Genomic DNA, 19,773 nt, shown 5'->3' on the forward strand with positions numbered 1-19,773 from the left:
GCGACTCGCCCCAGGGCACCAACAGCTCAGCCGGTTCCCCGGTGCACGACCAACGGCAAAAGGCAAGGAGAGATCTCTCCTTGCCTCTCCCAAGGTATAGCGCACCGGGGGGCTTGCGGCAAGGCCCCGGTCACAGCGCAGAATCAGCGGCCTGAGCCACAACCTGCGGAAACGGGGACACCACGTGCGTGTGATCGAGCAATTCGTGCTGGATCTTCAGGAGATCGACGAGAAGCAGCTCGCGGTCGTCGGCGGCAAGGGCGCGCATCTGGGCGCGCTGTCGCGGATCGAAGGCATCCGCGTGCCGGGTGGCTTTTGCGTGACGACGGACGCCTTCCGGCGGATCGTGACGGAAGCACCGTCGATCGAGGAACTGCTGGACCGGCTGTCGCGCACGAACCCGGACGACCGGGAGGCGATCCGCACGCTCAGCGCGCGGATTCGCCGGACCATCGAGGAGACCGCCGTCCCGGGCGATCTCGCGGCGGCAATCACCCGCGCGCTCGCCAGGCTCGGTGAGCAGACCCCCTACGCCGTCCGATCCAGCGCGACGGCCGAGGACCTGCCGACGGCCTCCTTCGCCGGCCAGCAGGACACGTACCTGAACGTCATCGGGCCGGCGGCGATCCTCCAGCACATCAGCCGGTGCTGGGCCTCGCTGTACACCGAGCGGGCCGTGACCTACCGCCGGCGCAACGGCATCGACGACCGTACGGTCCACATGGCAGTGGTCGTGCAGCAGATGGTCTTCCCGCATGCGGCCGGCATCCTCTTCACGGCCGACCCCGTCACCGGCAACCGGAAGGTCGCCACTGTCGACTCCGGCTTCGGCCTCGGCGAGGCCCTGGTCTCCGGTCTGGTGAACCCGGACGTCTTCAAGGTGCGACACGGCGAGGTCGTCGCCAAGACCATCGCCGCGAAACAGCGTGCCGTTCACGCCCTGCAGGCCGGCGGCACGCAGGAGACGGCGGTCGACGCGCAGCGGCAGGAGCAGCCGTCTTTGACGGATGCGCAGGCCGTGCAGCTCGTGCACCTCGGGCGGCGGATCGAAGCGCACTTCGGCCGCCCGCAGGACATCGAATGGTGCCTGGCCGACGACGGTTTCCAGATCGTTCAGAGCCGGCCGATCACGACGCTGTTCCCCATTCCGGAGGCCGCCGACCAGGAGAATCACGTCTACGTCTCCGTCGGCCATCAGCAGATGATGACCGACCCCATGAAGCCACTGGGGCTGTCCATGTGGAAGCTGACGGCGATGGTGCCGATGACCGATGCCGGCGGCAGGCTCTTCGTCGACGCCACCCGGGCCGTGGCCACGCCCGCGGGTCGCGCCGGTCTCCTGGACCTCATGGGGAGAGGCGATCCGCTGACCAGGGACGCCCTGGAGACCGTCCTCGACCGCGACGATTTCGTCCCCCTGCTCCCGGACCCGGGTCCCGGCGGAGCCCCGGCCCGAAGCGCGCCCGCCCCGATCGAGACCGATCCGGCCATCGTCACCCGGCTGATCGAGCGCAGCCAGGCGTCCCTCGCCGCCCTGCGGCGCGACATCGGCACGAAGACCGGGCCGGCTCTGTTCGACTTCCTGCTGGAGGCCTTCGAGGAGCACAAGCGAGTCCTCAGCGATCCGCTGAGCGTGCAGGTGATCATGGCGGGGATGGAGGCCACGTGGTGGCTCAACGACAACCTGCACGAGTGGCTGGGCGAGAAGAACGCGGCTGACACGCTCACGCTGTCCGCCCCCGGCAACGTCACGTCGGAGATGGGACTGGCACTGCTCGACGTCGCGGACGTGATCCGTCCTCATCCGGAGGTGGTGGCATTCCTCCAGAACGCCGAGGACGACAGCTTCCTGGACGAGCTGGCGAAGCTCGCGGGCGGGATCGAAGCGCGCGACGCCATCGAGACCTACCTCGCCCGGTACGGCATGCGCTGTGCCGGCGAGATCGACATCACGAGACCTCGTTGGCGCGAGCGCCCCGGCACGCTCGTGCCGGCGATCCTCGACAACGTCAGGAACTTCGCACCGGGCGCCGCCCAGCGGCGCTTCGAGCAAGGCCGGCAGGAGGCGTCGAAGAAGGAACAGGACGTGCTGACACGCCTGCGGGCTCTGCCCGAGGGGGAGAGCAAAGCCGACGAGACCAAGTGGATGATCGACCGGGTCCGAACCTTCATCGGGTACCGGGAGTACCCCAAGTACGACATCGTCTGCCGCTACTTCGTCTACAAGGAGGCCCTGCTGGAGGAGGCCGGGCGCCTCGCGCAGGCCGGCGTGCTCCGTGAGAAGGAGGACATCTTCTACCTGACGTTCCAAGAGCTCCACCACGTCGTACGCTCCTCGAACCCAGTGGACGACGAGCTCATCCGGCAGCGCAAGGACGCGTTCCAGTCGTACCACGCGCTCACCACGCCGCGGGTACTCACATCGGACGGCGAGATCCTCAACGGTGCGTACCGACGCGACGACGTGCCGGACGGTGCCCTGATCGGCCTGCCGGTTTCCGGCGGCACCATCGAGGGACGGGCCCGGGTCGTCCTCGACATGGCCCAAGCCGATCTCGAGGCGGGCGACATCCTGGTCACGGCCTACACGGACCCCAGTTGGTCACCTCTGTTCGTCGGAATCGCGGGCCTGGTGACGGAGGTGGGCGGCCTGATGACCCATGGCGCGGTGATCGCCCGCGAGTACGGCTTGCCGGCCGTCGTAGGTGTGGATCAGGCCACCCGGCTGATCCGGGACGGACAGCGGATCCGCGTGCACGGAACCGACGGGTACATCGAGATCCTGTCTTCCGGGTCGGAGGTGGGCTCGTCGGACTCGCCGTAACCCGGCAGGCCGGGGCAGACGACCGTACAGACGGCGGCGGCCGGCGGCGGGGGCGCCGGGCCTCAACTCTTGACGGCCTCTGCGATGCGCAGTGCTGTCCCGGTCGGCGCGGCGGACGAAGTGCCGTGCCGGAATGGCGTGCTCGGCGAGGCCCGTGCGTCATGGGTGTACGCGACGGTCTCGACCACGAGTGGCCGCCATGGCGGCCAGTGCTGGAAGGTGCCCGTCCAGGGCCACCGTGGGACGCGACCCGGCAGGTAACGTCCGGCGCCATGGATGACGTGAAGATCGTCGTAGAGCGCCGGTACGCCCCGGACCCGATCGACTACGAGCGCCTGGTCCACCTCGTCGAGTCCACGGGTGAACGCGTCGTGCTCACCGAGGCCGATGTGCCGATGAGCGTGCTGTTCCCGGCGGGGAGGGTGGCCGAGCTGGAGCACTGGGCCCGCGCTGACTACCCGGCACCCGCAGTCATACCGCAGGACGGCGACGAGGAGGGTGCGGAGGAGGCCACGTGGGACGTCGGCCGGCTTCGGGCCGAGTCGTTGGCCGGGCCGCGGCAGTACGGGCCCTACACCCGGTACGTGCGCCCTGATGGCATGCGCGTGAGCTTCGCCCGGGGCGGGACGGTGGTGGCCGTACAGCTGACTGCCGACGAGGCGGCATGGCTCGAGGACAAGGCCATGTACACGCGCCAGGCATTCATGGATCCCCGGCAGGCAGCGGCATTCGAAGAGTTCCTGGCCGGACAGCGGCCTGTCGACGAGGAGTGACACCGCGGCGCCGAGCCGGCCCAGGGCCTCGCCCGACGAGTCGTCAGCCTCCGTACGTGGCCTCGGACTCACCGAGCACGGTGGTGAAGTCCGAGGCCAGCCGCACCGCCTCGGCCGGCTCCAGGCCGGCGACGGAGATCCGCACACCCGGAGGGGACGACAACCTGAACCGTGCCCCGGCCGCCACCCACCAGCCGTGCGAGCGCAGCCCGTTGACCACGGCGGACTCGTCACGGACCGGCACCCACACGTTCATGCCGCCGGCTCCGTGCCCCGCTACCCCACGCGTTCGCAGCTGCTCGATCAGCGCGTTACGGCGTTGCGTGTACACCTCCCTCGCGCGGGCCACCAACGCGCGCGTGCCGTCGTCGGTCAGGAGTCCGTGCACCGCCTCCTGGAGCAGATGGCTGACCCAGCCCGACGTCAGCAGCAGCCGTCCGTCGTGCCGGGCCAGCGTGATCGGGTCGCAGGCCGCCGCGGCCCACCGCAGATCGGGCCCCAGAAACTTGCTCACCGTCCGCACGTGCACCCAACGCGTCAACCCTCCGGCGGTCAGCGTGTGCAAGGGCGCGTCGGCGACCGCGGAGGCGTGGTCGTTCTCCACGACCAGCACCTCGGGTTCTTCCCGGAGCAGGCCGACCAGCGCATCCCTGCGCTCGGCGGAGAAGCAGCCGCCGTACGGATTCTGCGCCCTGGGACTGCACACCAGAGCCCGCACACCGGCCCGCAGCGCGCCACGCAGGGCATCGGGGCGTATGCCCTGGTCGTCCACGGCCACGGGCACCGCCCGCAATCCCAGAGCTGTGACCAGATCCAGCAGATGGTGGTAGCCGGGGTCCTCCATGGCGACGGCGTCACCGGGCCGCAGCTCGACGGACATCAACCGCGCGATCAGATCCAGCGCCCCGTGGGCGAAGGTCACATGGTCCACCGGTACGCCGTCGGAGCGGAACCACGCGCGCACGGTCTCCTCCAAGCGTGCCTGCCTGGGTGTCGCCCGGTGCGACCGGGCCGCGGGGGACAGGCGCGATGTGGGCAGACGGCCGGGAAGCAGCCGGTGATCCGGGTGGCCGTCGGCCAGGTTCCGCAGGCCTTCGGGGGCCCTGGGGGGTCGCCGGGATGCGACGGCCGGCGCGGGGGCCACCACCGTGCCGGCCCGGCCGCGCGTCATCACGATCCCGCGCCGGCGCAGTTCCTGGTAAGCCGCGGCGACAGTCCCGGGACTCACCCCGAGCTCGTCCGCCAGCCGCCGCACCGGAGGCAGGGCGCTCCCCGGACCCAACGTCCCTTCGGCCACGCTCCGTTCGACGGACGCGGCAATTCCCTTGGCTGTCGTACCACTCAGCCCATATTGTGTTGCCACATCCAACATTATGTACCAGTACATAATCGGAATGCAAGGGGGGAGCAGTGCGTTCGATGAGCCGCGCGATCGCCTGGTCGAAACGGATACCCGGGGGATCGGACGGGCGCAGACTTGTCGTCGCCGCCCTCGTCGACCGCATCGGCAGCGGCCTGTGGGCATCCGTCTCCGTCCTCTACTTCACCTACGTCTCCGCCCTCACCGTCACGGAGATCGGCACCCTCGCCGCCACCGCCGGCGCCGTCGGAATCGCCGGAGCGCCGCTGGCCGGCCGCATCGCCGATCGCTTACCCCTCACCCGAGTCCTGGTCGTCACGCAACTCGCGCGCTCCCTCGCCTCCCTCGCCCTGCTCACCACGGACGACTACGTCCTGCTTCTCGCCTACTCCGCAGTCGGCAGCTTCGGAGACCGGGCCTCCAGCGTCCTCACCAAGCTCTATGCCACCCGCGTCGCCGGACCGGACCGCGTTCGCTACCAGGCCGTCCACCGCACCGTCGCCAACGCCGGCTGGGCTCTGGGCGGTCTCACGGCCGCGGCCGCCCTCGCCGTCGGCTCCCACGACGCATACCAGTGGCTCCTTGTGGGGGACGCCCTCTCCTTCGTCGCCTGTGCCCTGATCGTTCTGCGCTGCGGCGAACCGCCCTCACCGTCCAGAAGGGTCGCCGCCTCCACGGACGTCCCGCACGCGATCGAACGGGCCAACCCCTGGCGCGACCGCACGTACCTCGCGTACGTCACCACCGAAACGGTCCTCTTCCTCGACGACGCCGTCTTCAAGATCGGCCTGCCGCTGTGGATCGCCCACACCAGTACCGCCCCCGACGGCCTCGCGCCCTTGCTGATGGTCCTCAACAACGTGATGGTGGTGGTCCTGCAAGTCCCGCTCGCCCGGTTCGGCGCCACCACGCCGGCCGCCCGGTCCCTCTTGCTCCCGCTTTCGGCCGCCTTCGTGTTCGGCGGCGCCACCATGGCCTTCTCCGCGACCGCAGGCCCCCTTGCCGCCACGCTGCTGCTCACCGCTTCGGCGGTCCTGTTCACGCTGGCCGAGATGCTCCACGCCATCGTCTCCTGGGAACTCTCCGTCGCCCTCGCGCCCGACACGGCGCAGGGCGCCTATCTGGGAGTCCACGGCATGGCGCAGTCCGCCCAGCGCAGCGTGGGACCACTTGCCGTCACCGCCGCCATCGCCAGCGGTCCCTTCGGCTGGGCGGCCTTCGGTACCGCCGTCGCACTGACCTGCATCGCCCAGCACCGTCTGGTCCGAGAGCGTCTCACCGCAAGCCCCTTGCCGACGCCCCCTGCCTCGGTCGGGAACCCCTGACCGCCCGCGCCGGTGAGGATCCCGACGACGTGCGCCGCTTCGACGCCCCGAGCTGTCATGGAAGTCCGAAGAGCGCACAGGGGGACGCCCGGTCCGTCGACCACGACGGACCGGGCGTTCGCGCGTCACACCGCCACGGAGGGCATCACCTCAGCGCACCTCACGCGCGTACGGGGCGACGGTGATCCGGTCGATCAGCGGCGCGTAGCGGGAGCGGAGCAGCACGCCGGGGAAGGTGTCCGAGGCGTAGGTGGTGCCGTCGAAGTTGGGCAGCTCCTCGGAGCGGAAGCCGATCGTGTTCTTCCCCTTCTTCAGCTGTACGGGGACGGTCAGCTCCCAGAAGTTGTTCCGGTGGAAGCTGTGCGGGAAGCCGACGCGCCGTGCGGTGCCGCCGTTGACGCTGATGTCGGCGTGGCGGGCGAGCGGGTCGGGGTTGTAGTGGGTGGCCTCCGACTGCTCCGGGTTGGAGTAGCGGATGCGCAGCGCGTACAGGCCGGCCCGGTCGGCCGAGACGGTGAACGTCGCGGTGTTGCCGTTGCCGGGGGCCCCGCCGATGCCCGTGATCGCCGTGCCGTCGGTGGCGAGGGAGAGCGGGGCGAGTGCGGCCGAGCCGGCGAGGGCGGCGCTCCCGGCCTCGTAGGTGCGCGTGGGCAGCGTGCCCCGGGTCGGCGTGACCGTGAGGCGGTCGACGAGAGTTGGGGAGGCGCCTCCCGTCACGGTCACCTTGTTGACGCCGCCGGAGAGGGAGACCGCCGCGCTGCTGCGGCCCTTGGCCAGGCGCATCACGTCGTGGCCGTTGACGGAGAGCCGGGCGCCCGTTCCGCCGAGGGTGTCGACGTGGAGGGTGGCCTCGCGGTCGGCCGGCGAGTAGACCCAGAACGTGGCGGTCTGGCCCTTCGCGAGGCGGACCGCGCCCGAGCCGGTGGTGGCCGGCTCGGGGAGGTCGTAGACCGGGCGTGCCCCGCCGCCCGCCCAGGCCAGTTCACCCTCGTACACCTGCGTGTCCGCCGAGGCGCGGGGGAGGGACAGGGTGAGCCGGTCGACGATGGCGTCGCCCTTCGTGGCGCGCTTGCCGTCGGCGCTCTTCGCGGCGAGCGTCAGGGTGTGCTTGCCCTTCGTGAGCTTCACCTCGGTGTCGGTGTGGTCCCAGACGACCCACTTGTAGCCGAGCGGAAGGCTCAGCTCCTGCTCGCCGTCGGCCTTGCCGTCCACCCGTAGGAAGACGTTGGTGGGGCCTTGCTCCTCGACCTTGTCGTAGGTGTTGAGGGAGTTGGCGAAGACGCTCAGGTCGTAGGTGCCGTCCTCGGGCACGTTCACGGTGAAGTCGAGGGTGACGTCCGAGCCGGTGCGCAGACCGCCGACGTCGTAGCCGCCGGAGGTGTAGAACTTCGACACGTCACGCGGCGAGCCTTCCGGGCCGTTCTTCGACCAGCCGGATCCGGTGTGCGCGGCGTCCTCCGCCTCGTACGAGGACTGCCAGCGCACGGGCGGCGCCTGCGTGCCCCGCGCCTCACCGGCAGGGCTGAGGACGACCTCGTAGGCCGAGGACTCCTTCAGCTTCGGCAGGGCGCCGTCGCCGAAGTCGAGGGCGACCGTGCCGTCGGCACCGACCTTCAGGTTCGTCTCCGCGACGAGTTTCGGGCCGGACGAGTCTCCGACCTGCCCGCTCCACTCGATCTCCCGCACCCAGGCGTGCACACGTGTGCCGAAGACCTTCTTCGGGACGTCGGCGAAGGTGACGTGGCCCTTGCCCGTGGAGCCGCCGAAGATCAGCCGGGACTGCTTCTTCTTCTCGTCGAGGGTGGCGACGCCCTGCATGGTGTAGTTCTCGCCCGGGAACGGCGGAGACACCTTCACGGTGTGGCCGCTCATCGAGGCGTACGAGTTCAGCAGCCACCACTGGCCGTTGCCGCGGCCCGACTGCACCGCGGAGTCGGAGAGGTTGCCGTCGATGTTCCAGTAGGCGATGTCGGCGTCGACCTTGGACTCCTCGATCGCGGACACCCACTGGATCATCTGGCCGGGCACGGACGTGTGGTAGTTGAAGGCGTACTCGTTGATGTTGACGGGGAGTTGCGTGCCTGCGCGCTCGGTGCCCTCGAACAGGTCCTTCTCCCACGCCCGGTACTTGGCGACGCTCTGGCGTACCGCCTCCGGGTGGCTCAGCTCGTGCCAGGTGACGACGTCCGGGAGGGTGCCCGCGGCCAGGGTGTGGGTGAGGAAGCCCTTCACCTGGTCGTACAGGACGCTGGTGTTGGGCCCGGCGATGCGGGCGCTCGGCATCCTGGCCTTGATGAGCTTGTACGCGTCGTCCCAGGCGGCGAGGAAGTCGTCGGGGTCGCTGAGCCAGCTGACCTTGTTGTAGCTCCACTCGCCGGTGCCGAACATGTTGCCCTCGGGCTCGTTGAACGGCACGAAGACGATGTTGTCCTGGTACTGCTCCGGCAGTTCGAGGACCTGGTCGACCTGCTCGGCGATCTTCTCCTTGTAGAGCTTGAGCTTCTCCTCGGGAGTGTCGCCCGGCCACTGGTACGGGAAGCCGCGGTGGATGTCGGTCATGTAGATGTACACGTCACCGTCGGTCGAGTCGGCCAGCGGCTTCACCACCTCCAGGGCGTCGGCACCGGGGTGCTGCGGACCGTCCTGCGCCTTGGTGGAGACCGTGCGCAGACCCATGCCCTCCATGAGGTTGTTGGTCGGGACGTCCGGCCCGTACACGCCGTAGAGCGTGCCGGAGGCGCCGCCGTGGAACGCGCCGGTGTCCGAGCCGAGGTCGACGGTGAGCTGTCCCTCGCGGACCACGGTGACAGTGGCCTTCACCGCGCGCCCGGCCGCGGTTCCGGCAACCGTGAAGGTGCCGGGTGCGGCGTACTTCTCGGAGGGAACGGCGTCCCAGGTGACGGGTGTGTCGCGGTCGTAGCCGTCGGAGAAGGAGGCGCGGACGGCGGCGGGCAGGGCCGGGGCGGTCCCGGTCGTGGTGCGTGCCTCGAAGGACGTCTTCGAGAGCTGCTGGAGGGTGGGCACGGTCCCGACCGTACCGGCCACCTGCTCCGCGCTCAGCGCCGCGTGCCACACGGTGAAGTCGTCGATCGCGCCCTTGAGCAGCGGGTCCGGGTAGAAGGACTTGCCTATGTACCCGGCGGTGGTGGCCGAACCCTCCAGCAGGTCCTTGGCCTTGATGGCGGTCTCGGCGGAGGAGACCGGCACACCGTCGAGGTAGGTGGTGAGCCGGCCCGCAGAGGTGTCCAGGGTGACGGTGACGGTCCGCCACTCGTTCGCGGGGAGCGGCGCGTAGCCGCGGACCTGTGCCTCGGCGCCCCCTCCGCCGGTCGTCACCGAGGTCTGGAACAGCCCGCTGCCGTTGTAGGGGGTGCTGAAGAGGTACTTGGTGGTGTTGGTACCCAGGTCGAAGATCCGCTGCCAGGGCGACTTGTCGCCGCTCCACTTCACGCGGGCGGAGACGGTCAGGTCGGCTGCGTCGCCGACCACAGCGCGGGGCAGACGGACGTACGCGCCGCCGGAGTCGGCCGCACCGCCGGGCAGGGCGAGGGCCTTGCCTCCGTCCGTGCCTTCGACGGGCCGGGCGGTGGAGCCGTTCACCAGGTCTGCGGTCAGACCGTTGCCGGAACTGTCGGCGATCTTCCCGGACGCCATGTCGTCCTGGTCGAAGGTGTAGCGGGCGGCGGGCCGGGGCGCCTCGGCCGCCTGCGCGGGACCGGCCGGTGCGGCCAGTAGGCCCGCGCCGAGGGCCAGCGTCACGGCGGCGGGTGCCCGTCGCCGGGCGGATCTGTCAGCGGATGGCATGGATGGCGTCCTCAATCCTTGAGTGGGCGGTTGCGGCCGGCCGGAGTCCGTCGGCTGCTCGTACACGGGGTGGCCCGGCGGAGAGTGCGTGGGTGATGAGGTCGAATCGGTTCGATTCCATGGGCCGCAGGTACTTCTGCGAGGGCGGGCGCGGCAGCTCGTCTCCCCGGGGGGTACGGAAGGAGCGCAGGTTTGCCGGAAGGATCACTTCGTCGAACCGGTTCGCGAAGCTAGCACCGCGAAACCCGGCCAGCAATCCCTCCGGCACAAGGAATTACCCGCCTCGCAGGCAGGCCGGGAAACCGTGGTCCAAGGTGTTGACAGTTGTTCGGCCAGTTCCTACCGTCGCTTCACGCGAACCGGTTCGACAGCCGGACAGCGTCCCCCCGTCCATCCCTCACCCGTACGACCGGCGAGTGCTTCCTCCCACGAGGTGTCGAACCGGTTCGAGCAAGGAGCCGCCGTGAACATCGGTGAGATCGCCAAGCGAGCCGGTGTCTCGCGGAGCACCGTGTCCTACGCGCTGAGCGGCAAGCGCTCGGTGTCGGAGGAGACCCGTCGCAAGATCCAGCAGGTCATCGATGAGCTGGGCTACCGGCCCAATGCCAGCGCGCGCGCCCTGGCCAACGGGCGGACCAGCACGATCGGCCTGGTCTTCCCCCCGGCGGGCAACCACTACACCGGGATGCAGCTGGACTTCATCGGCAGTGTCGTGGAGGCCGCGGCGGCGCACGACTACGACGTGCTGCTGTCGCCCAGCGGTGTCGACAGCGACCGTTCGTTCCAGCGGCTGCTGGGGGAGCGGAGGGTCGACGGGGCGATCCTCATGGAGATCAGGCTGGCGGACGACCGGGTCGATCACCTGGCCGAACTGGACTTCCCCTCCGTCGCCATCGGCCGCACCGCGCATCCGGAGAGCGGCTGGTGGGTCGGTCTGGACCACACCGCGCTCGCGGCGGCGTGCGTCCACCACCTCGCCGACCTCGGCCACCGCCGGGTCGCCTTCGTCAACCGGCCCGAACAGCTCCTGCGGGCCGGGTACGAGTCCGCGCACCGCGGCCTGGACGGCTTCACCAAGGCCGCGGCGGAACGCGGGCTCACGGTACGGACGTACTGCTGCGGGGACGACGCGGCGTCCGGCCAGGCATGCCTGGAGCACATCCTGCACGACGACCCGGCCACCACCGCACTGGTCACTCTGAACGAGGCCGCACTGGGCGGCCTGTACCGGGGACTCGCCCGGGCCGGCCGCCATGTGCCGCGCGACTTCTCCGTCACCGGAATCGTCGCGAGCCGGTGGGCGGAGACGGTCACCCCGCAGCTCACCGCGGCGGACGTACCGGCGGAGGAGATGGGCCGTCGCGCGGTCGACCTGCTCGTCGAACGGATCGAGCATCCCGCCGCGCCGGGCCGGCACCATCTGCTCACGCCGCCGATCTCGTTGCGGGCCAGCACCGGACCCGCGACCGGCACAGCCTTCCCCGAAGCCTGACCGCACAGCACGGCCCCCTCGCTCTGCTCCCTCCTCACCGAGCACCCGGCCCCCTCACCCTCGCCGTTCGGAGTGCCCGCATCCCCCCAGTCACCCCTCCCACGGCACACGTGTGCCACAAACGAAGGACCCGCCATGCACAGCTCCTCAAGGCGCCGACTCACCGCGGTGGCCCTGTCGACCGTCATCGCTGTCACCGGCGCCGCCTGCTCCTCCGGCTCCGGCAGCGCCGACGCGAAGGGCGCGGACAGCGGCACGTACACCGTCTGGGACCCGTACCCGCAGTTCGCCAAGGGCTCGGCCTGGGTGAAGCTGCTGGACGAGTGCGGTGCCAAAGCCGGTGTGACGATCAAGAGGACCGGCTTCGACACCAGCGACCTGGCGAACAAGGCGCTGCTGGCCGCCCAGCAGGACAACTCCGCGGACCTCCTCATCGTCGACAACCCGGTGGTGTCGACCCTGGCCGAGGCGGGCGTGCTCACCAGCACCGAGGACAACAAGCTGGACACCTCGAAGGTCGACCCCAACCTGCTCGCCGCCGGCCAGTCGGACGGCAAGACGTACGGCACCCCGATCGGCGCCAACACCCTCGCCCTCTACTACAACAAGAAGGTCCTCGAAGAGGCCGGGGTCGACATAGCCTCGGTCAAGGACTGGAAGTCGCTGACGGCCGCGCTGGCCAAGGTGAAGGCGGCGGGCAAGAAGGGCATCACGTTCTCCGCGATCGGCACGGAGGAGGGCAGCTTCCAGTTCCTGCCCTGGTTCTGGGGCGCGGGCGCGAAGCTGACCGAACTGGACTCCGCCCAGGCCGCATCCGCCCTCTCGCTGTGGAAGGACTGGCTGAAGCGGGGCTACGCCCCCAACTCCGTCATCAACAACACCCAGACGACCAGCTGGCAGGAGTTCGCCGGCGGTGACTACGCCTTCGCCGAGAACGGGACATGGCAGCTCGCCAACGCGAAGAAGGCCGGCTTCGACTACGGCGTCCTGCCGGTACCGGGCGCCGACGGGGGCAGCGCCGCCGCCCCGACCGGTGGCGAGTTCGTCACCATCCCCACCCAGGGCGACACCGGCCGCTACGCCACCTCCCAGAAGCTGGCGACCTGCCTGACCAGCACCCAGAACCTGTACGACACCGACACCACCCTGTCCTACGTGGCCCCCACCGGCGAGGTCCAGGACAAGCAGGTCGCGGCGAACGCCGAGCTGAAGCCGTGGGTCGAGGCGGTCAAGGCGGCCAAGGGACGCACCAGCGACGACCTGGGCACCAAGTACCCCAAGATCTCCGAGCAGTTGTGGAAGGCCGTCCAGTCCGCCCTCAGCGGTGCCAAGTCTCCCGAGGAAGCGCTCTCCTCGGCGCAGGCCGCGGTCAAGTGACGAGGGCCCGATGAAGCAGACGACCCATCCGCCGGACCATCCGTCCGCGCGCGTCCGGAACGGGGCGGCCACCGCCGCCCCGCCCCCGGACCCCGCGCGCCCGCCGCGCCGTCCGACCAGCCCGCAGTGGGCCGCCTGGGGATTCCTCGCCCCGGTGACCCTCTACCTGGCCCTCTTCTACGCCTATCCGCTCTACCGCAACCTCGACCTCAGCCTGCGCAACTACACCGTCCGCTCCTTCGTCCAGGGCAACGCGCCCTTCACGGGCATCGAGAACTACCGGACCGTCTTCGACGACCCGACCTTCGCCCCCGCCCTGCTCCACACCGCGGTCTTCACCGTCGTCTGCCTGGTCTTCCAGCACGCCATCGGCCTCGCCCTCGCGGTCTTCTTCACCCAGCACTTCCGGCTGTCGGCCACCCTGCGGGCCCTGTTCCTGGTGCCGTGGCTGCTGCCGCTGATCGTGTCGGCGTCCACCTGGTCGTGGATGCTCAACAGCGACTCCGGCATCGTCAACGCCGCCCTGCACGCCCTCGGCGTCGCTCCGGTGAACTGGCTGACCTCGCCGTCCTGGTCGCTGACCTCGGTGATCATCGCGAACATCTGGATCGGCGTGCCCTTCAACCTGGTCGTGCTCTACAGCGGCCTGCAGTCCATCCCCGCGAACCTGTACGAAGCCGCCGCCCTCGACGGCGCGAACGCCTGGCAGCGGTTCTGGCGCATCACCTTCCCACTGCTGCGCCCGGTGTCCGCGATCACCCTCCTCCTCGGCCTGATCTACACCCTCAAGGTCTTCGACATCATCTGGATCATGACCAAGGGCGGCCCGGCCGACTCGTCGACCACCTTCGCCACCTGGTCCTACCAGCTCGGCTTCGGCAATCTCCTGCCCGCCTTCGGACCCGGCGCGGCCGTCGGCAACCTGCTGGTCGTCGCCGCCCTGGTGTTCGGCCTGATCTACCTCAAGGTCCAGCGAAAGCAGGCGCTGTCATGAACCGACGCACCGGACGCACATGGTGGAAGACCGCCATCGGCCTGCTGCTGACCGCGCTCATGCTCTTCCCGGTCTACTGGATGCTCAACGTGTCCCTCACCCCCGACCGTGACATGCGCAAGAGCCCACCGGACCTCTTCCCCGCCCACGGCACACTCGACGGCTACCGCACCGTCCTCGACGAGCAGTTGCCCTACCTCGGCACCAGCCTCGTCATCGGCCTGGGCACCGTCGTCCTGACCGTCGCCCTGTCCGCACCCGCCGGCTACGCCCTGGCCAAGCTGCGCCCACGCGGCGGCAACGTCCTGAACTTCGTGCTGCTGGCCGCGCAGATGATCCCCGGCATCATCATGGCGATGGGCTTCTACGCCATCTACCTCCAGCTCGGCCTGCTCCAGTCCGTCCCCGGCCTGATCGTCGCCGACTCCACGCTGGCCGTACCGTTCGGCGTCCTCATCTTCACCGCGTTCATGTCCGGCATCCCCGGCGAACTGCTCCAGGCCGCGAAGACCGACGGGGCGGGGGCCCTGCGGACCTTCTGGTCCGTCGTCCTGCCGATGAGCCGCAACGCCGTCGTCACGGTCTCCCTGTTCGCCTTCCTGTGGTCCTGGTCCGACTTCGTCTTCGCAGGCACCCTCGTCAACGGCGGCGCCCACGAGCCGATCACCCTCGGCATCTACCACTACATCGGCAACAACAACCAGGAGTGGAACGCCATCATGGCCACCGCCGTCGTGGCCTCGCTGCCCGCCGCGGTCATCCTCGTCGTCGCCCAGCGCTACGTCGCCGCCGGTGTGACCGCCGGGGCCGTCAAGGACTGACCCCTTCCACCCTCCCCGTCACCACCGAGCGGCCTGCGGGTCAGCCGGCCGTGACCCCTGCTCGAGAAACGAGTCAGCTTCATGACCGCCGCCCGATCCGGCCCGGCCTTCTCCGTCCACGACATCCCGTTCAGCACCCACGGCTCCTGGTTCGACATCTCACCCGTGGTGGCGGAGAAGACCTACGCCGAGGACCTCCACCTCGTCTCGCACCAGAACGGCATGCACGCCGTCCTGCGCCTCGTGCCCCTCGGCGCGGCGACGGGCGAGCGGACCGAAGCCCGCGTCGAGACCACACCGGGTCTGCTCAGCTGGAGCAGCACGGACGGACGCATCGACCTCTCCTACGAGTCGCCCGACACCGTGCGCCTGCGGGGGAGCGGCCTGGGCATCAGCGTCGACGCGGCCGCGCAGACCCTCACCCCGTTCAGCGGAACGTACTTCTTCCGCGACCCGGCCGCGGACGCGCACGTGTTCACGTCCTACGAGACCGGGCGCCGCTACCGCGTCACCGTGCTGTCCGGCACCGTCACCGGGACGCCCGGCACCCAGACCCTGGGCAGCGGCCACCGTGGCCTCGCCATGTCCGCGGAGGGGAACGGCCACTGGGAGATCGCCATCGAGGAACTCGACACCGCCCGCCCGCCGTACGCGTCCTCGGCGACGTTCGACGCGATCGTCGAGTCCGCACGGACCTCGTTCGCGGACTTCGTCGACCAGGTGGCTCCGTGGCGCTCGTCCGACACCCCCGCCGCCGAACTCGCCGCCTACGTCCTCTGGTCGGCGACCGTACGCCCCACAGGGCTGGTCACCCGGCCCGCCGTACTGATGTCCAAGCACTGGATGGACAAGGTCTGGAGCTGGGACCACTGCTTCAACGCCCTGGCCCTCGCACCCGGTTGCCCCGACCTGGCCCTCGACCAGTTCGCCCTGCCCTTCGACCACCAGGACGACAGCGGAGCCCTGCCCGACTCCGTCACCCACTCCGAGGTCCTCTACAACTTCGTCAAACCGCCCATCCACGGCTGGACCTTCGGCCACCTGCGCCGCCGCCTGCCCACACCCCCCGGCCCCGCCGAGCTCACCGAGACCTACGACCGGCTGGAACGCTGGACCGGCTTCTGGCTCACCGCACGGCGAGCACCCGGCGCCGACCTGCCCCACTACCAGCACGGCAACGACAGCGGCTGGGACAACGCCACCACCTTCGACCCCGAGCGGGTGATCGAAACCGCCGACCTGGCCGCCTTCCTCGTCCTCCAGCTCCACGAACTGGCCCACCTGGCCACCGCATTGGACAGACCTGACGACGCCCGCCGGTGGACACAGAAGGCCGAGGAGACGCAGGCGGCGCTGCTCGACCAGCTCTGGGACACGGACAGGTTCGTGGCCCGGGGAGCCGACACCGGGGACACCTGGAGCAGCTCCAGCCTCCTCGACCTGATGCCCGTCGTGCTCGGCGAACACCTGCCCGGCCACGTCAGCAGCACGCTGGCCGACCACATCAAGGCCCACCTCACGCCGTACGGCCTCGCCACCGAGCTGCCCACCTCGCCGCACTACCTCGCCGACGGCTACTGGCGCGGCCCCATCTGGGCCCCCGCCACCGTCCTCGTCGAGGACGGCCTGCGCCGCGCCGGCCACGAGCGCCTAGCGGACGACATCAGCGCCCGCTTCCGCGCCCTGTGCGAAACCCACGGTTTCGCGGAGAACTTCGACGCGCTCACCGGAACGGGCCTGCGCGACCGCGCCTACACCTGGACCGCCAGCAGTTATCTCCTCCTCGCCGAAGCACACGCACACCGAGACGGCCGCTGACCGGCCGCCTCCCGCACGGCCCACGGGACAGCCCATCAGGGACGTCAGGGCCGACAACGTGACGGCCCGGTGGGACGTGCGGAGCGAGCCGGACGGCAGCGGATTCCGGGGTGCCTCACAGGCTGATCATCGGCCCCCGGCATCACCGGCAAGCCCGGCTCCTCCTCCCCGCAGCGGCAGCGCGGCCGTATCCGTCCCGCGCTGTCAGTTGCCGCCCGTGTCCTCGGTCTGCGCCTCGGCCTGGTCACCGCCGGCCGCCTGAGCGGCGGGCGCGCTGTAGAAGACGGACCTGCCCTGCTTGGAACGCTCGGCCTGGCTCTTGGCCACGAGTCCCTCGAGCGTGACCCGGACGACCTTGGCCGCGACGTCGCGTTGCGGGTGGGCCTGGCCGAGCGCTGCGGAGATCTCCGCAGCGGAGCGCGGTTCCTTCTGCTCGGCGAGGTGACGCCGGATGAGCTCGACGAGGGTGGGCTCGGCCGCCTTGGCGGTGCCGGCCGTCTTGGCGGTGCCGGCCGTCTTGGCCGCCGACTTCCTTCCCGCCCGCTTCGCCGGCGCGGCGGTTGACTTCTGTGTCTTCTGCTTCCCGCCGGCCGCGGCGCCGGCCTTCTTCCGCCGCGGAGAGGGCACCTTGACAGTCGCCGAGTCGGAAACGGACTCGGCCGGCGTCGCGGTGATGCCGAGTGCCTGCTGCATGCTCACCAGCACGCCGTGGTCGCGCTGCAGAGAGGCAAGCTCTTCCTGAAGGGAGGCGATCTCCGCGCTGATGCGTTCCTGCTCCTTGACGTTGGCCTCGAGGTCGCCGGTCACTTGGGCGATGTACTGCGATGCCAGTTCGGTGGCGGGGGTTGTTGTCTCGGACATGGCGCTGACCTTTCCTCGGCGTGGGAGGCATGCTGCGGGCGGAGCCCGTCGGGAGACGGGGGCGGCGGCCCGGTGGGACGCCGCGTGTACCGCAGGATGCCTCGGTGTAGTGATGGTACGGACCGATGGAGCCGGTTGTTCCGGCTTGGGCCGACTCCTCCGGGTAAGGATTCGAGAAACCGCGTCACCACCCTGTCGACGTCGGGCAGTTGAAACGCCTCGAACCATGAACGGGCGATACGTGGGAGATCGTCGGTCGTGAAGGGCTGCAACGTGTACCGCGCGACGCGCTCCGCGCTCCCGGAGCCGCCGGCCCCTGAACCGGCGGCCCGGTCCAAGGCGTCGAGCTCGCCGGAGGGCAAGGGGCGCGTGGCTACGGCGAAGCGGTAGTGACTGGCTGTGTCGTCGTCGCGCATCTCCATGATGGTGCTGACAACAGCGCGACGCGCAGCGGGGTCGGTCACCTCGTCGAGACCGTCGACCAGCACCAGCCAGGGCACATCTCTGTACGGGGGAGTGGCGAAGAAGCCTGTGGGCAGCGCGGGCCAAGCCGTACGCGGACAGTTCCGCAGTGACCGCCGAGGCGAGCGCATCGGCCGGCGGCCGGCGAGAGCCGCGGCTTGGACCAGCACCGGGACCGTCGCCTCGCCGGCACCCTCCTGCCAGTGCTGGATGCCCGTGGCCGGACGGGTGCGCAGCAGACTGGGATGGGGTGGAGAGCGGTCTACGGCCCTTGACCGCCCTCGCCGCCGCAGGAAGAGGGCCGGGACTCGCCCGAGGCGAAACGCCGCCACTCGCCCGCCTCGGGCAGCCCGAACCGGGAACAGAGCTCCTTCAGAGCCACACGGGGCACTTGTTCTGGACTGGAATCGATCAGGATCGTCCGGAACTAATCGGCTCAGGTGCGGCCCGAGTTCTCGTGGTCACCCGGCAGCCCCCTGAGCCGCGCCCGCGTTGTTCCGGCCCTCGCGGCCCTCAGAACGCATAGCGCACGCGCAGCCACGGCGCATGGCGCTCGATCAGGGAGCGCAGGGTCTGCACCGCCTCCCCTTTGACCCCGGTGCGGTAGCGGAGGTTGAGTGCCCCGTTCTCGGAGCGCTTTGCCTGCTGGAGTTCCGGCTGCCACAGAACCTCCTCGGCGCGGGGATGCCAGCCGAGGTTGACCTCATGGAGCTGCCGGTTGTGGGTGAGCATGATCACCTCTGCCGCCGCCTGCTGCTTCACCCGCCACGGCAGGACGTCGTCGAGGTGGATGAGCAGCTCGGCCCAGGCGTCCTGCCAGCCGGGCCGGACGACCACGGGCGAGAGGTTGAAGTGCACCTCGTACCCCGCGTCCAGAAAGTCCGCCGCGGCGTCGATACGCTCGGCGACGGGAGAGGTGCGCACATCGAGCAGCCGGGCGTCGTCCGGCGGCATCAGCGAGAACCGGACGCGGGTGCGACCACGCGGATCGAGGGCCAGCAGGTCGGGGTTGACGAACTTGGTGGCGAAGGACGCCTTGGCGGTGGGCCACTGCCGGAAGGCGTGCACCAGATCTGCGGTGTTGTCGCAGATCAGCGCGTCCACCGAACAGTCGCCGTTCTCCCCGATGTCGTACACCCACGCCTGTGTGTCGCACTGGTTCGGCTCGGGCTTGCGGCCCTGCCGCGCCACGTGCCGGGCGAGGTGGGCGATGATCCGGTCGATGTTGGTGAAGACGGTGATGGGGTTGGCGTACCCCTTGCGCCGGGGCACGTAGCAGTAGGCGCAGGCCATGGCGCAGCCGTTGGAGGGGCCGGGGGCGATCCAGTCCGCCGACCGGCCGTTGGGGCGTGTGGTGAGGGTCTTCTTCTCACCGAGGACCAGCGTCTCCCCTTTGACACGCACCCAGCGCTCGATATTGCCCTCGTTGCCGTGCAGCCCGGGGATGCGCCAGTGGGACTCCACCATGGTCACCCGCGCGTCGGGGAACCGGGCACTGATCTGCCTCCCACGGGGGGACGTGGCGGCGGCGGGCTCGGCGTAGATCTCCCGCACGGGCAGCAGCCGGCGGGCCGCGGCGGAGGTGCGGAAGGAGGGGTGCCGGCCGGCCGTAGCGGGTCGTGGGGCGAGGGCGTCGAGCCCGAACAGGGCGTCGGAGTCGTCGTCCGGGCTGCCGGACGGGTGGTGCATGACTGCTCCCGTACGGATGGATGCGAGGAGACGAGGGGGGTCCCCTCACTTAACTGTACGGGGCACACATCACCGCCGCGTCCTCGCGCGCGAAGATCCACCAGCCGGCTCGGAAGGCGGTCATCACAGCAACCGACCTCACCGCCGTTTACGGCATCCGTACGCGCTTGGTA

The 19,773-nt window shown here is 70.1% G+C and carries 12 protein-coding genes; 8 read left to right on the top strand and 4 right to left on the bottom strand.

The window, feature by feature from the left end; all coding sequences use genetic code 11:
* Positions 1 to 190 precede the first annotated feature (190 nt).
* A complete protein-coding gene (gene rph / locus IO24_RS0117505) occupies positions 191 to 2,824 on the top strand; it encodes a rifamycin-inactivating phosphotransferase (RefSeq protein ID WP_045296390.1) in 2,634 nt (877 codons plus the stop codon).
* A gap of 272 nt (positions 2,825 to 3,096) precedes the next feature.
* The gene (locus tag IO24_RS0117510) at positions 3,097 to 3,597 is read left to right on the top strand and encodes a hypothetical protein (protein ID WP_031136767.1); all 501 of its coding nucleotides are present in this window, start codon (positions 3,097 to 3,099) and stop codon (positions 3,595 to 3,597) included.
* A 43-nt stretch (positions 3,598 to 3,640) separates the two neighbouring features.
* Here IO24_RS0117510 and IO24_RS0117515 read toward each other — a convergent pair whose 3' ends face one another.
* On the bottom strand, positions 3,641 to 4,960 hold the full coding sequence (locus IO24_RS0117515; RefSeq protein ID WP_037667973.1) for an aminotransferase class I/II-fold pyridoxal phosphate-dependent enzyme: 1,320 nt from the start codon (positions 4,958 to 4,960) through the stop codon (positions 3,641 to 3,643).
* Positions 4,961 to 5,016: 56 nt separating this feature from the next.
* On the opposite strand from IO24_RS0117515, the gene IO24_RS0117520 reads away from it, so the two are divergent.
* Positions 5,017 to 6,282, top strand: coding sequence for an MFS transporter (locus IO24_RS0117520; RefSeq protein ID WP_045296374.1), 1,266 nt, complete (start codon positions 5,017 to 5,019; stop codon positions 6,280 to 6,282).
* A 150-nt stretch (positions 6,283 to 6,432) separates the two neighbouring features.
* Here IO24_RS0117520 and IO24_RS0117525 read toward each other — a convergent pair whose 3' ends face one another.
* On the bottom strand, positions 6,433 to 10,086 hold the full coding sequence (locus tag IO24_RS0117525; protein WP_045296377.1) for a LamG-like jellyroll fold domain-containing protein: 3,654 nt from the start codon (positions 10,084 to 10,086) through the stop codon (positions 6,433 to 6,435).
* A gap of 463 nt (positions 10,087 to 10,549) precedes the next feature.
* On the opposite strand from IO24_RS0117525, the gene IO24_RS0117530 reads away from it, so the two are divergent.
* The 5 genes from IO24_RS0117530 (at position 10,550) to IO24_RS0117550 (ending at position 16,588) form a co-directional block, all read left to right on the top strand.
* A complete protein-coding gene (locus IO24_RS0117530; RefSeq protein ID WP_031136774.1) occupies positions 10,550 to 11,578 on the top strand; it encodes a LacI family DNA-binding transcriptional regulator in 1,029 nt (342 codons plus the stop codon).
* A 135-nt stretch (positions 11,579 to 11,713) separates the two neighbouring features.
* Positions 11,714 to 12,955 (top strand): sugar ABC transporter substrate-binding protein, encoded by a 1,242-nt coding sequence (locus IO24_RS0117535; RefSeq protein ID WP_031136775.1) that lies wholly within the window; start codon positions 11,714 to 11,716, stop codon positions 12,953 to 12,955.
* 10 nt (positions 12,956 to 12,965) lie between these two features.
* Positions 12,966 to 13,949 carry a carbohydrate ABC transporter permease gene (locus IO24_RS0117540; RefSeq protein WP_031136777.1) on the top strand — a complete coding sequence of 328 codons (984 nt, stop codon included), beginning with the start codon at positions 12,966 to 12,968 and terminating at the stop codon, positions 13,947 to 13,949.
* On the top strand, positions 13,946 to 14,770 hold the full coding sequence (locus IO24_RS0117545; RefSeq protein WP_031136780.1) for a carbohydrate ABC transporter permease: 825 nt from the start codon (positions 13,946 to 13,948) through the stop codon (positions 14,768 to 14,770). The genes IO24_RS0117540 and IO24_RS0117545 overlap by 4 nt, the downstream gene beginning before the upstream one ends.
* Positions 14,771 to 14,851: 81 nt before the next feature.
* Positions 14,852 to 16,588, top strand: coding sequence for an MGH1-like glycoside hydrolase domain-containing protein (locus tag IO24_RS0117550; RefSeq protein ID WP_031136782.1), 1,737 nt, complete (start codon positions 14,852 to 14,854; stop codon positions 16,586 to 16,588).
* A 204-nt stretch (positions 16,589 to 16,792) separates the two neighbouring features.
* On the opposite strand, the gene IO24_RS0117555 is transcribed toward IO24_RS0117550, so the two are convergent.
* Positions 16,793 to 17,449, bottom strand: a complete 657-nt coding sequence (locus IO24_RS0117555; protein ID WP_031136783.1) for a hypothetical protein — start codon at positions 17,447 to 17,449, stop codon at positions 16,793 to 16,795.
* Positions 17,450 to 18,424: 975 nt separating this feature from the next.
* Entirely contained in the window at positions 18,425 to 19,600 is a 1,176-nt protein-coding gene (locus tag IO24_RS0117560) for a spore photoproduct lyase family protein (protein WP_031136784.1), read from the bottom strand.
* Positions 19,601 to 19,773 lie beyond the last annotated feature (173 nt).

The sequence above is a fragment of the Streptomyces flavovariabilis genome (assembly GCF_000725785.1).
In the GTDB taxonomy this organism is placed as follows: Bacteria; Actinomycetota; Actinomycetes; order Streptomycetales; family Streptomycetaceae; genus Streptomyces; species Streptomyces hawaiiensis.